We start from the raw sequence: 11,554 nt of genomic DNA, 5'->3' as shown, positions 1-11,554 counted from the left end.
GGGTCGGAACAGGCTTCCGGTCCGCTTCGCAAGGCTCAGAAGCGGTAGTTGACGCCCGCGCGGACGATGTTGGTGGTCATGCCCACGTCGCGACGGCCGCCGAAGGTCGCGTAGTTCTCTTCGCCGAGGTCGACATAGAGATACTCGCCCTTCACGCTCCAGTTGTTGTCGATGGCGTATTCGGCACCGGCGCCGACCGTCCAGCCAATGTGGTTCTTGTCGTTGGACAGGCCGATGACCTCGTAGGTGCCGCGGCCATAGGCGAGACCGCCGGTGCCGTAGAGCAGGAACTGGTCGACGGCGAAGCCGAGGCGCGCGCGCAGCGTGCCGAAATAGTCGAGCGTGAACACCGAGCTCGACACGTCGGCGTACTGGATGTCGGTCTCGACGCCGAGCACCAGCGGACCGGCGCCCTGCCAGTTGTAGCCGGCCTGCAGGCCGCCGATGAAGCCGTCAATGTCCGGCGAGAAGTCCGCCTCGCCCCAGCCGTAACCGGCATTGGCGCCGATGTAGAAACCGGTCCAGGTGAAGACCGGCGCGGGCGCATAGGCGGCGGGAGCGGCAGGCGCGCGGTATCCGAGGTCGGCGGCGGCGGCCGGCGCGGCCAGCAGGGCAGCCATGCCAAGGCCCGCAAGGATGTTCTTCTTCATAGTCGTCTCCTAAATCACGTCCGGGCGGCGCATGGCGCGCAGGCGCTTTCCTCGCCCGTGATAAGGGTGACGCTCCCATAAATGTATGAGCGGAATCTTAGGCGTTCTGGAAAGGATGTATTATGCTTAAAGGACGGTTTACCGTGTTCTGTATGCGTTAATACGTTTCATCGGACGCCCTAAAGCGCGGCAACGCTCGATATCGACATTGACATTTCTCGCCAATTCAGAGTTTTTTGGTGAATAGTCCGTTAAGGACCGGTATCCTGTTCGCAGGAAGAGGCGAACCGGCATCCCCCTTGGCCGTCCCTGCGTACCGCCTTCCGCGCATATCACGGCTGCGGAGATGGACGACCTCGCCTTCGCGGCGCATGAAGACGGCATGAACGGCAACGCCCCCTCCCCCGCTTCGTCCGCCCCGGCATCGGGCTCCGCCCGCCGCCCCGTCGCCCTCGTCACCGGAGGCGCGGTGCGCATCGGCCGCGCCATCACGCTGCGCCTCGCGGCGGAAGGCCATGACGTCGCCATTCATGTGCGCCGCCCCGGCCCCGAGGCGGAGGCCACCCGCTCGGCGGCGGAGGCGCTTGGCGCGCGGGCGGCCATCATCCCGGCCGAGCTTGCCGATGCCGACGCCGTGCAGGGCGTTGTCCCGGCGGCCGTCGCGGCGCTCGGGCCGCTCGACCTGCTCGTGAACAATGCGTCGGAGTTTCACAACGACGCCGTCGGCGATCTGGAGCCGGATCTGTGGGACCGGCATTTCGCCGTCAATCTGCGCGCGCCGGTCTTCCTCGCCGAAGCCTTCGCCGAGCAGCTGGTGGAGGGCGCCCATGGCTCGGTGGTCAACATCATCGACCAGCGCGTGCTGAAGCCGGCCCCGGCCTGCTTCTCCTACAGCCTCACCAAGTCCGCGCTGTGGACAGCGACGCGCATGCTCGCCCAGTCGCTGGCGCCACGGGTGCGGGTTAACGGCGTCGGCCCCGGCCCGACGCTCGCCAATGCGCGGCAGAGGCCGGGCGACTTCGCGCGCCAGTCTTCCTCGGTCCTGCTGGGGCGCGGCCCCACGCCGGAGGAGATCGCCGAGGCCGTCTTCTTCCTCGCGCGCACGCCGAGCATCACCGGACAGATGATCGCCGTCGACGGCGGCCAGCATCTCGCCTGGCGGACGCCGGATATCGAGGCGGACTAGCCGCGCCGCCGGCTGTCGCTGAAGGTGAACCAGCCGATGCTGACCATCACCAGCGCGGCGCCGGCAAGCTCGGTCGGGCTCGCGCTCTCGCCCAGGACAAGCGCGGCGAGCACCATCGTCGCCACCGGGCTCACCGTGCTGATCATGGAATTCGCCTGCGCCGAGATGCGCTTCAGCGCGGCGTTCATGAAGAAGCTCGGCAGCACCGTGGCGCCGATGGCGATCATCACCGCCAGCGCGAAGCCATGCGACGAGACGTGCAGCGCCTCCAGCGGCCGCACCATCACGAACTGCGCCAGCGAGACGAGCGAGGCGGAGATCATGGCGATGCAGGTGAACAGCGCCGAGCCGATGTTCTTCAGCAACTGGCGGGCCATGAGCTGGTAGAGCGCGAAGCTGATCGCCGCCAGGCCGACGAAGAACGTGCCGTTCACCGTGGGCCCGCTGTCGGTCGAGAAATGCTCGGCGAAGATCAGCGCCAGCCCGCCATAGGCCACCGCGAAGGCCCACAGCGCCTTCATGCGGATCGGCTGGCCGAACAGCAGCGCGCCGAACAGCACCACGAACAACGGATAGGTGTAGAGGATCAGCCGCTCGAACGAGGCGGAGATGTATTGCAGCCCGAGGAAGTCCGCATAGCTGGAGAACCAGTAGCCCAGCGCGCCGACGAACACCGACTGCGCCACCACCTTCGCCGCCGGCAACGCCTCTCCCTTCGCGCGCATGCGCACGAGCGCCAGCCCGCCGATGACGAGATAGAAGGGCAGCGACAGCGCCATGCGCAGCGCCAGCAGCGTCTCGGGATCGATCCCCTCCGCATAGGCGAGCTTGATGATGATGCCCTTGGAGGCGAACAGGATCGCCCCCGCGGCGCCGAGCGCGTAGCCGGTCAGGGGAAGGGCGGGACGTGGAGCGACATCGGCGGCGTTGGACATGGCCACCCTCCAATAGCGCCGTTCGTCCGCGCGCGCACCGGGCCGGTGCGCATGCCTGTCTCCCGCCATGCGCGGCGTCACCTTTCGGCAGGCGGGAGGGAAGCGGCCTCAGCCGCGCAGCAGGGTCCGGCCGGGCCGCCAGCCGGCGAGCCGCGCGTTCACCTCGGGCCGCACCGTGAAGACGAAATTGTTCACATAGACATAGGGCGCGCGGGCGCCCGAACCGTCCTCGTTCAGGGCGTCGAGACGCTGATGCACGGACGGGTCGAAAGTCTCGACCGGATGCATCCCGTCCGCCTGCGCGAAGAAGCCGGCATAGCCGTGCGGCGCCAGCAATGCGCGCACCGAGGCAAGCGCGCCGGCCCGGTGGCGCTCCTCCGCCTCGACCAGCAGCGTCGGCCGGGACGTCGCGAGCACGCGCTGCGCGCCTTCCAGCACCCGCGCCTCGTGCCCTTCGACGTCGAGCTTGATGAAGTCGACCGGACCGTCGAGACAGTCGTCGAGCCGGCGGCGCGGCACGGCGACGTCCTGCGTCACGCCGCCATCATGGGCGAGCCCGCCATCCAGCGTGGCGAGCGCCGCCTGATTGTGCGGAATGTGCAGCACCGCCTCGCCATCGCCGTCGCTCAGCGCGCAGGCCGACAGCCTCAGCCGCCCGTCCGCCACCGCCCGCCGGAAGCGGTAGCCGAGCACGCGCACCATCTCTGGGTTCGGCTCGAAGGCCGCCACCCGGACGCCGAGGCGCAGCAGCCAGTAGGTGAAGAGCCCGCGATTGGCGCCGATGTCGCAGGCGAAGTCCCCGCGCCCGACCAGCAGCGGCAGCAGGTTGAGCTCGCTCGCCGGATTGGAGGCGGCGAGCCAGTCCGCCGGAATGCTGGCCAGCGCAAACAGCCGCGGCAGGCGCGCGGCGGCGCCCGTCTTCAGTGATCCGAGCACGACGGCGCCTCCCCCGCGCGGTCTGCGACCCGCAAAATTTACCGGCGTTCTAGCATGGCGGCCGTTCCCTGTAAGCCCGCCCCTGTTCGCAGCGGCCGGGAATCCGTATCTAGGGGGCATGATCGCCCGACCGAACCGAGACGCTCCCGACATCGAGGCCGACGACAACGATGTCGCCGAGGTGGACGAGGAACTGGCCCTTCTGCCCGAGGAAGCCGAGGAGGCCGAGCCCGCGCCGGGCTCCGTCGCCATGGGCCGTGCCGCCATCCAGCGCGCCATCAAGCACGCACCGAACGGGCCGGGCGTCTACCGCATGATCGGGCCGGACGGCGGCGTGCTCTATGTCGGCAAGGCCAAGAGCATCAAGCGCCGCATCGTCGCCTATACCCGTCCGGCGGGGCTGACCGCGCGCATCATGCGCATGGTGGCGGCCACCGCCGAGATGGAATTCGTCTCCACCGGCACGGAGACCGAGGCGCTGCTGCTCGAGGCCAACCTCATCAAGCAGCTTCGGCCGCGCTTCAACGTGCTGCTGCGCGACGACAAGTCGTTTCCCTACATCCTCATCACCCGCGACCACGTCTCGCCGCAGATCACCAAGCATCGCGGCGCGCGCTCGCGGCCGGGCGATTATTACGGCCCCTTCGCCTCGGTCTGGGCGGTCAACCGCACGATCAACGCGCTGCAGAAGGCCTTCCTCGTGCGCTCCTGCTCCGACAGCTTCTACGAGGCGCGCACCCGCCCCTGCCTGCTGTTCCAGATCAAGCGCTGCTCCGGCCCCTGCACCGGCGAGATCAGCCACACCGACTATGCCGTGCTGGTGAACGAGGCGCGCGACTTTCTCTCCGGCCGCAGCAAGGCGGTGAAGGAACAGCTCGCCCACGAGATGGAAGAGGCCGCCGAGGAGCTGGAGTTCGAGCGCGCCGCCGCCCTGCGCGACCGCCTCGCCGCGCTTTCCGCCGTGCAGGGCACGCAGGGCATCAACCCGCGCTCGGTGGAGGAAGCGGACGTCTTCGCCATCCATCAGGAAGGCGGAGCGACCTGCGTGCAGGTGTTCTTCTTCCGCACCGGCCAGAACTGGGGCAACCACGCGCTCTACCCGCGCGCCGACCGGGCGCTGGGCCCGGCGGAGGTGCTGGAGGCCTTCCTCGCCCAGTTCTACGAGGACAAGCCCTGCCCGCGCCTCATCCTGCTCAGCCACGACATCGCCGAGCGCGAACTGCTGGAGGAAGCGCTGGCGACCCGCGCCGGCCACCGGGTGGAGATCGCCGTGCCCCGGCGCGGCGAGAAGCGCGAGCTGGTCGAGCACGCGCTGCAGAACGCGCGCGAGGCGCTCGGCCGCAAGCTCGCCGAAAGCGCCAGCCAGGCGCGCCTGCTGGAGGAGCTCGCCCGCGCCTTCCACCTGCCGGCGCCGCCGAAGCGCATCGAGGTCTACGACAACAGCCACATCATGGGCACCAACGCCGTGGGCGGCATGATCGTGGCGGGACCGGAAGGCTTCGCCAAGAGCCAGTACCGCAAGTTCAACATCCGCTCGACCGACCTCACGCCAGGCGACGATTACGGCATGATGCGGGAGGTGCTGACCCGCCGCTTCTCGAGACTGCTGAAGGAAGCACCGCGGGACATCTCACCTCGCCCCCCGGGGGAGGCAACTCCCTCTCCCCGCGGGGGAGAGGGCTGGGGTGAGGGGAAGCCCGTGCCCGACTTTGTGAGCGCCTCCCCCCTCACCGACCCGCTTCGCGGGCCACCTCTCCCCGACGGGGAGAGGGAAGCTGACGATGCAGCGCCCGACGCCACCTCCTCCGCCTGGCCGGACCTCCTGCTCATCGACGGGGGACCTGGCCAGCTCAAGGCCACGCGTGAAACCCTCGCCGCCCTCGGTGTCACCGACGTGCCGATGGTCGGCGTCGCCAAGGGACCCGACCGCGATGCCGGCCGCGAGACCTTTTACGTCGAGGGCCGCGAGCCGTTCCGGCTGGAGCCGCGCGACCCGGTGCTCTATTTCGTGCAGCGCCTGCGCGACGAGGCGCACCGCTTCGCCATCGGCTCCCACCGTGCCCGGCGCAAGAAGGACATCACGCAGGGCGGCCTGCAGGAGATCCCTGGCATCGGCCCGACCCGCAAGCGGGCGCTGCTGCATCATTTCGGCACGCTGAAGGCCATCGAGCGCGCCTCGCTCGCCGATCTCGAAGGCGTGCCCGGCGTGAACGCGGCGACCGCCCGGGCCGTCTATGATTTCTTCCATTCGAAGCCGGCATGAGGGCCCCGGAGCGGCCATCGTCACGCAACGGCCACAGCCGCTCCCCACCCTGTCGCCGTCCCCGCCGCCGGAACATCGTCGCGCGATGCGATTGACGTTACCGGCCAGCGTGTTTACCTGCCTGTGATGGGAGCCGGCGAACCATGGTCGATGTCACTACCAGCCAGCAGACGGTACGGGAGCCGGGCAAGGTGAAGCGTGGCCACGCCCTGTCGCTGCCCAACCTCCTCACCTACGGCCGCTGCGTGGCGGTGCCGCTGGTCGCGGCCTGCCTGTTCTGGTCCGACATACTGGCCGGCGGGCTATGGCTGCGCTGGGTGGCGCTCGGCCTCTACACCGTCGCCGCCATCACCGATTTCTTCGATGGCTACCTCGCCCGCGCCTGGCAGCAGCAATCGGCCATCGGGCGCATGCTCGATCCCATCGCCGACAAGCTGCTGGTCTCGACCTCGCTGCTGATGCTGGCCTCGGACGGCACCATTCGCGGCTGGTCGCTCTGGGCCGCCGTCGTGATCCTCTGCCGTGAGATCCTGGTCTCCGGCCTGCGCGAATTCCTCGCCGAGCTGCGGGTCAGCGTCCCCGTCACCCGCCTCGCCAAGTGGAAGACCACGGCGCAGCTCGTCGCGGTCGGCGTGCTGCTCGCCGGCCCGGCCGCCGACAAGCTGGTGCCGGGCATCACCTTCGTCGGCCTCGTGCTGCTCTGGGTCGCCGCGCTTCTCACCCTATATACGGGGTGGGACTATTTCCGGGCCGGCGCGCGGCACCTGATCGAGGACGAGAGTTGAAGATTCTCTATTTCGCCTGGGTGCGGGAGCGCATCGGGCTTGAAGCCGAGGAGATCGCCCTGCCGGAGGGCGTGTCCACCGTGGCCGATCTCGCCGCCTTCCTGAAGACGCGCGGCGAAGGCTACGCCCACGCCTTCGAGAATCCGCGCGTCGTGCGCGCCGCGCTCGACCGCCGCCATGCCCGGCCCGACACGCCGCTCGGCGCGGCCCGCGAGATCGCCTTCTTCCCGCCCATGACGGGCGGCTGACAAGGGAGGGTGGCATGTTCACCGTCCGCATCCAGTCCGAGGATTTCGACCCCGCCGCCGAAAGCGCGGCCCTGACGCGCGGGCGTACCGATGTCGGCGCCGTCGTCACCTTCACCGGGCTCTGCCGCGCGCAGGACGCGCCGGGCGGCGCGCCGCTGATCGCGCTGACGCTGGAGCACTATCCCGGCATGGCGGAAGAGGAGATCGGCCGCCTGATCGAGGAGGCCCGGGCGCGCTGGCCGCTGCTCGGCGCCACCGTCATCCATCGCTTCGGGCGGATGGAGCCGGGCGACAACATCGTGCTCGTCGTCACCACCTCCGCCCATCGCGGCGCCGCCTTCGAGGCAGCCGAGTTCCTGATGGACTGGCTGAAAACCCACGCCCCCTTCTGGAAGCTGGAAGAGCGCGCGGACGAGAACAGCTGGGTGCCCGCCAAGGACAGCGACGACGAGGCGGCCGGGCGGTGGGGGTGAGTTCCCTCGCCCGAGGTCGTCATCCGGAGCATCGTCATGGCCGGGCTTGGCCCGGCCATCCACGACTTTCATTTTGAGAGGCGCTGCACGCCCAAAAACGTGAATGCCCGGCACAAGGCCGGGCATGACGTCGCTAGTATGTCAGCCGACGAACGACCTCAGGCCGCCGCCGCCTTCTTCGGCTGCACTTCGGCCATGTAGTCCTCGAACAAGGTCTTCGTCACCGGGCCGGGCTGGAAGTGCTGGCCGGCGATCTCGGAGACCGGCGTCACCTCGGCGGCGGTGCCGGTGATGAAGCACTCGTCGAAGCTCGGCAGCTCCTCCGGCATGATCGCCCGCTCCTGCACCTCGTAGCCGCGGCGCTTGGCGAGCTGGATCACCGTCTGGCGCGTGATGCCGTTGAGGAAGGCGTCGGCATCCGGCGTGTGGATCACGCCGTCCTTCACGAAGAAGATGTTCGCGCCGGTGCACTCGGCCACGCGGCCGCGCCAGTCCAGCATGAGCGCGTCGGCATAGCCCTCGCGCTCGGCGGCGTGCTTGGAGATGGTGCAGATCATGTACAGACCCGCCGCCTTCGAGGTCGAAGGCGCGGTCGCCGGGTCGGGACGGCGGTACTTCGCCATGCCGATGCGGATGCCCTTCAGCCGCTGCGCCGGATCGAAATAGCTCGGCCATTCCCAGGCGGCGATGGCGAGGTGGATCTGGTTGTTCTGCGCCGAGACGCCCATCATGTCCGAGCCGCGCCAGGCGACCGGGCGCAGATAGGCGTCCTTGAACTTCTGGCGCACCAGAACCTCGCGGCATGCCGCGTTGATCTCGTCCTCGCTGAAGGGAATCTCGAAGTCGAGCAGCCGGGCGCTCTCCTTCAGGCGTGCCGTGTGCTCGTCGAGCTTGAAAATCTCGCCGCCATAGGCGCGCTCGCCTTCGAATACGCAGCTACCATAGTGCAGCCCGTGGGTCAGCACATGGACCTTGGCATCGGACCACGGCACGAAGGCGCCGTCGTACCAGATCCAGCCGCTGCGTTTGTCGAAAGGTTCGCTAGCCATGGTAAGTCTCCCAAACAGACGGCCGGCGCGCCATGGTTGGCGCCGGCGCCTCACTTGTTCCTTCGACATTATGGCCTCGGCCCATCCTGCGGAGCGCTTCTTTGCTTCGCGGCCGAAGTCCCGTTATCGTTCGCCGCCCGGAGGAGCGGGCGGGAATGATCCTGTTCCGAGGCGGATCGGCCGGCGCGCCGAACGATCCTTTCGTTGAACGGGACATCTGGGTAACGATCATAACGAAAAAAGTCAACATGGCTGACATAAATGTCTCGATGACACAGCGCCCCGCCAAGAGCGAGACCAAGGGAGAATCCGCTGCCACCGCGCGCCCCGCGAGTGGTGCCGAGGGCGAGCGGATGCTCGACCTGATCGAGCTTTTGTTCTTTGCCTACAGGAACTTCGTCAGCGACCCCGATGAGATCCTGCAGGGCTTCGGCTTCGGTCGCGCGCATCACCGGGTGCTGCATTTCGTAAATCGCCACCCTGGTATGCGCGTCACGGACCTCCTCGACATTCTGCGCATCACCAAGCAGAGCCTCGGCCGCGTGCTGCGCGAGCTGGTGGACCAGGGCTTCATCGACAGCCGCGCCGGCGCCTCGGACCGGCGCCAGCGGTTGCTCTACCTCACGCCGAAGGGCGAGGCGCTCAGCCGCGACTTCGTCGCCATCCAGTCCGACCGCGTCCGGCGGGCGCTGGAGGAGAGCGGCCCGGATTCGCGCGAGATCGTCCGCCGCTTTCTTGTCGCCATGATCGACCCGGAAGATCGCGGCTCGACCGAGAAGCTGATCGCCCGCGCCGACCAGGCGACGGAGGCGCGCAGCGCGGCCCGTGCCCGCTCGGCCGGCTGACGGGGGCATTCCCATGCTCGACGCCAACGCCACACCCGCCGGGAAAGCAGGAACGAGCCGGCCCATGCCCGCCGACGACGCCTTCCACCTTCTCATCGTCGACGACGACCGCCGCATTCGCGACCTGCTGTCCCGCTTCCTCAGCGAACACGGCTACCGGGTCACCACGGCGGAATCGGCGGCGGACGCGCGGGCGCGGCTCGCCGGCCTGACCTTCGACCTGCTCATCCTCGACGTGATGATGCCCGGCGAGAGCGGTTTCGACCTCGCGCGTTCGGTGCGCGAGAACTCCTCCGTGCCGATCCTCATGCTGACCGCCCGCTCCGACACCGGCGACCGCATCGAGGGGCTGGAGATCGGCGCCGACGACTATCTCGCCAAGCCGTTCGAGCCGCGCGAGCTGCTCCTGCGCATCGGCAACATCATCAAGCGCGCGGCGCCTCCCCCGGCACAGGCCATCGAATCCGTCCGCTTCGGGCCGTTCGTCTTCCACCTTTCCCGCGGAGAGCTGACCCGCGACGGCGAGCCGGTGCGCCTCACCGACCGCGAGCGCGACATGCTGCGCGTGCTCGGCGAGAAGCCGGGCGATACCGTGCCGCGTCAGGACCTCGTCGCGCCCGGCGTGGCCGCCGGAGACCGCGCGGTGGACGTGCAGGTCAACCGCCTTCGCCGCAAGATCGAGCGCGATCCCGCCAATCCCGCCTATGTCCAGACCGTGCGGGGCGTCGGCTACCGGCTGGTCGTGGCGCCTTGAGCGTGCTCGAGACCGATATGGTCGGTGCCGCCCGCGAGCGGCTGCGGCTCACCCAGAAGCGCATGCGCGAGAACAATGCCCGCTTCGGCGCCTGGTTCAACCGGGTCATGCCGAAAGGCCTGTTCGCCCGCTCGCTCATCATCATCATCACGCCGATGGTGATCCTGCAGTCGGTGCTCGCCTTCGTCTTCATGGAGCGGCACTACAACACGGTCACCCGCCGCCTCTCGGCCGCCGTGTCGCAGGATATCACCGCGCTGGTCGATCTATCGGCCGTCTTCCCCGCCCCGGCCGATCAGGAGACGATCAAGCGCATCGCACAGAACACGATGGGGCTCACGCTCGACTTCCTGCCGGACGAGCGCCTGCCGCCGCCGGGACCAAAGCCGTTCTTCTCCGTCCTCGATTCCGCCTTCACCGGCGAACTCGGCAAACGTCTGCGGCGGCCGTTCTGGACCGACACCGTCGGCAACTCCAACCTCATCGAGGTGCGGGTGCAGCTCGATGGCGGGGTGTTGCGCGTCTTCGCCCGCCGCAGCCAGGCCTATCTCTCGAACTCGCACATTTTCCTCGTCTGGATGGTCGGCACCTCGCTGGTGCTGCTCACTGTCGCCATCCTGTTCCTGCGCAACCAGATCAAGCCGATCGAGGCCCTGGCCGATGCCGCCATCGCCTTCGGCAAGGGGCGCGACGTCGCCGGCTTCCGCCCACGCGGCGCGCGTGAGGTGCGCGGGGCGGCGCTCGCCTTCCTGGAGATGAAGCGGCGCATCGAGCGGCAGATCGAGCAGCGCACCACCATGCTTGCGGGCGTCTCGCACGACATGCGCACCATCCTCACCCGCTTCAAGCTGGAGCTGGCGCTGATCGGGGACACGCCGGACACCGAGGCGCTGCGCAAGGATGTCGACGAGCTGCAGAGCATGCTGGAGGCCTATCTCGCCTTCGCCCGTGACGACACCGGGGAGACTCCGGTGCTGGCCGATGTCGGCAAGCTGATCGACGACGCCCGCTTCAATGCGGAACGCCGCGGCGCCAAGGTCGGCGCCAGCTTCACCGGCGACCCGATGGTGATGATCCGGCTCGACGCCTTTCGCCGCTGCCTCGCCAATCTGGTCGGCAATGCCGGCCGCCACGGCGCCCGCATCGAGATCGCCGGCACCCGCGACGAGCGCTGGCTCACCGTCACCGTCGACGACGACGGGCCAGGCATCCCGGCCGAGCGGCGCGAGGACGTGTTCCGCCCCTTCGTCCGCCTCGACGATGCGCGCAATCAGGACGCCGGCGGCTCCGGCCTCGGCCTCACCATCGCCCGCGACGCCGCCCGCTCGCATGGCGGCGACGTGGTCCTCGGCGAAAGCCCGCTCGGCGGTCTGCGGGCGACCGTGCGCATCCCGGTCTGACCGTGGCGTTTCTCCTAAATCTAGGATCGG

Annotated in this window: 12 protein-coding genes; 8 read left to right on the top strand and 4 right to left on the bottom strand. The window is 68.8% G+C overall.

The features are described from left to right. Positions 1-35: 35 nt before the first annotated feature. Positions 36-650 (bottom strand): outer membrane protein, encoded by a 615-nt coding sequence (locus tag FO470_RS07235; protein ID WP_144342278.1) that lies wholly within the window; start codon positions 648-650, stop codon positions 36-38. Between the two features lie 346 nt (positions 651-996). Between FO470_RS07235 and FO470_RS07230 the strand changes: the two genes are divergently transcribed. Next, complete coding sequence (locus tag FO470_RS07230; RefSeq protein ID WP_246659506.1) at positions 997-1,836, top strand: SDR family oxidoreductase; 840 nt, start codon at positions 997-999, stop codon at positions 1,834-1,836. Here the strand turns inward: FO470_RS07230 and FO470_RS07225 are convergent. Both FO470_RS07225 and FO470_RS07220 read right to left on the bottom strand, forming a co-directional pair. Continuing rightward, on the bottom strand, positions 1,833-2,771 hold the full coding sequence (locus FO470_RS07225) for a DMT family transporter (RefSeq protein WP_144342277.1): 939 nt from the start codon (positions 2,769-2,771) through the stop codon (positions 1,833-1,835). The two genes, FO470_RS07230 and FO470_RS07225, sit on opposite strands and share 4 nt — an antisense overlap. 108 nt (positions 2,772-2,879) lie before the next feature. Next, the gene (locus tag FO470_RS07220) at positions 2,880-3,707 is read right to left on the bottom strand and encodes an FkbM family methyltransferase (RefSeq protein ID WP_246659505.1); all 828 of its coding nucleotides are present in this window, start codon (positions 3,705-3,707) and stop codon (positions 2,880-2,882) included. Between the two features lie 118 nt (positions 3,708-3,825). On the opposite strand from FO470_RS07220, the gene uvrC reads away from it, so the two are divergent. The 4 genes from uvrC (at position 3,826) to FO470_RS07200 (ending at position 7,476) form a co-directional block, all read left to right on the top strand. Further along, complete coding sequence (gene uvrC, locus FO470_RS07215) at positions 3,826-5,970, top strand: excinuclease ABC subunit UvrC (protein ID WP_144342275.1); 2,145 nt, start codon at positions 3,826-3,828, stop codon at positions 5,968-5,970. Positions 5,971-6,113: 143 nt separating this feature from the next. Then, positions 6,114-6,755, top strand: a complete 642-nt coding sequence (pgsA, locus tag FO470_RS07210) for a CDP-diacylglycerol--glycerol-3-phosphate 3-phosphatidyltransferase (protein WP_418655044.1) — start codon at positions 6,114-6,116, stop codon at positions 6,753-6,755. After that, positions 6,752-7,003 (top strand): molybdopterin converting factor subunit 1, encoded by a 252-nt coding sequence (moaD, locus tag FO470_RS07205; RefSeq protein ID WP_144342274.1) that lies wholly within the window; start codon positions 6,752-6,754, stop codon positions 7,001-7,003. The genes pgsA and moaD overlap by 4 nt, the downstream gene beginning before the upstream one ends. 14 nt (positions 7,004-7,017) lie before the next feature. After that, complete coding sequence (locus tag FO470_RS07200; protein WP_144342273.1) at positions 7,018-7,476, top strand: molybdenum cofactor biosynthesis protein MoaE; 459 nt, start codon at positions 7,018-7,020, stop codon at positions 7,474-7,476. A 158-nt stretch (positions 7,477-7,634) separates the two neighbouring features. On the opposite strand, the gene FO470_RS07195 is transcribed toward FO470_RS07200, so the two are convergent. Further along, positions 7,635-8,525: a branched-chain amino acid aminotransferase gene (locus FO470_RS07195; RefSeq protein ID WP_144342272.1), complete on the bottom strand. Its 891-nt coding sequence runs from the start codon at positions 8,523-8,525 to the stop codon at positions 7,635-7,637. Between the two features lie 248 nt (positions 8,526-8,773). On the opposite strand from FO470_RS07195, the gene FO470_RS07190 reads away from it, so the two are divergent. The 3 genes from FO470_RS07190 (at position 8,774) to FO470_RS07180 (ending at position 11,524) form a co-directional block, all read left to right on the top strand. Then, a complete protein-coding gene (locus FO470_RS07190; protein ID WP_144342271.1) occupies positions 8,774-9,370 on the top strand; it encodes a MarR family winged helix-turn-helix transcriptional regulator in 597 nt (198 codons plus the stop codon). Positions 9,371-9,434: 64 nt separating this feature from the next. Further along, on the top strand, positions 9,435-10,124 hold the full coding sequence (locus FO470_RS07185) for a response regulator (protein WP_418655043.1): 690 nt from the start codon (positions 9,435-9,437) through the stop codon (positions 10,122-10,124). Beyond that, positions 10,121-11,524, top strand: a complete 1,404-nt coding sequence (locus FO470_RS07180) for an ATP-binding protein (protein WP_144342269.1) — start codon at positions 10,121-10,123, stop codon at positions 11,522-11,524. Before FO470_RS07185 ends, FO470_RS07180 begins: the two co-directional genes overlap by 4 nt. The last annotated feature ends 30 nt before the right edge of the window (positions 11,525-11,554 follow it).

Source organism: Ancylobacter moscoviensis, from assembly GCF_007559435.1.
In the GTDB taxonomy this organism is placed as follows: domain Bacteria; phylum Pseudomonadota; class Alphaproteobacteria; order Rhizobiales; family Xanthobacteraceae; genus Ancylobacter; species Ancylobacter moscoviensis.
Note: the sequence above shows the minus strand (reverse complement) of the source record. Positions and strands in the feature narration are given on the sequence as shown.

Excerpts from the sequence above, each read along its gene's own strand:
- uvrC (WP_144342275.1), top strand. The coding sequence starts at position 3,826 with ATGATCGCCCGACCGAACCGAGACGCTCCCGACATCGAGGCCGACGAC.
- FO470_RS07235 (WP_144342278.1), bottom strand. The coding sequence starts at position 650 with ATGAAGAAGAACATCCTTGCGGGCCTTGGCATGGCTGCCCTGCTGGCC.
- FO470_RS07225 (WP_144342277.1), bottom strand. The coding sequence starts at position 2,771 with ATGTCCAACGCCGCCGATGTCGCTCCACGTCCCGCCCTTCCCCTGACC.
- FO470_RS07230 (WP_246659506.1), top strand. The coding sequence starts at position 997 with ATGGACGACCTCGCCTTCGCGGCGCATGAAGACGGCATGAACGGCAAC.
- FO470_RS07200 (WP_144342273.1), top strand. The coding sequence starts at position 7,018 with ATGTTCACCGTCCGCATCCAGTCCGAGGATTTCGACCCCGCCGCCGAA.
- FO470_RS07185 (WP_418655043.1), top strand. The coding sequence starts at position 9,435 with ATGCCCGCCGACGACGCCTTCCACCTTCTCATCGTCGACGACGACCGC.
- FO470_RS07195 (WP_144342272.1), bottom strand. The coding sequence starts at position 8,525 with ATGGCTAGCGAACCTTTCGACAAACGCAGCGGCTGGATCTGGTACGAC.
- FO470_RS07190 (WP_144342271.1), top strand. The coding sequence starts at position 8,774 with ATGGCTGACATAAATGTCTCGATGACACAGCGCCCCGCCAAGAGCGAG.
- pgsA (WP_418655044.1), top strand. The coding sequence starts at position 6,114 with ATGGTCGATGTCACTACCAGCCAGCAGACGGTACGGGAGCCGGGCAAG.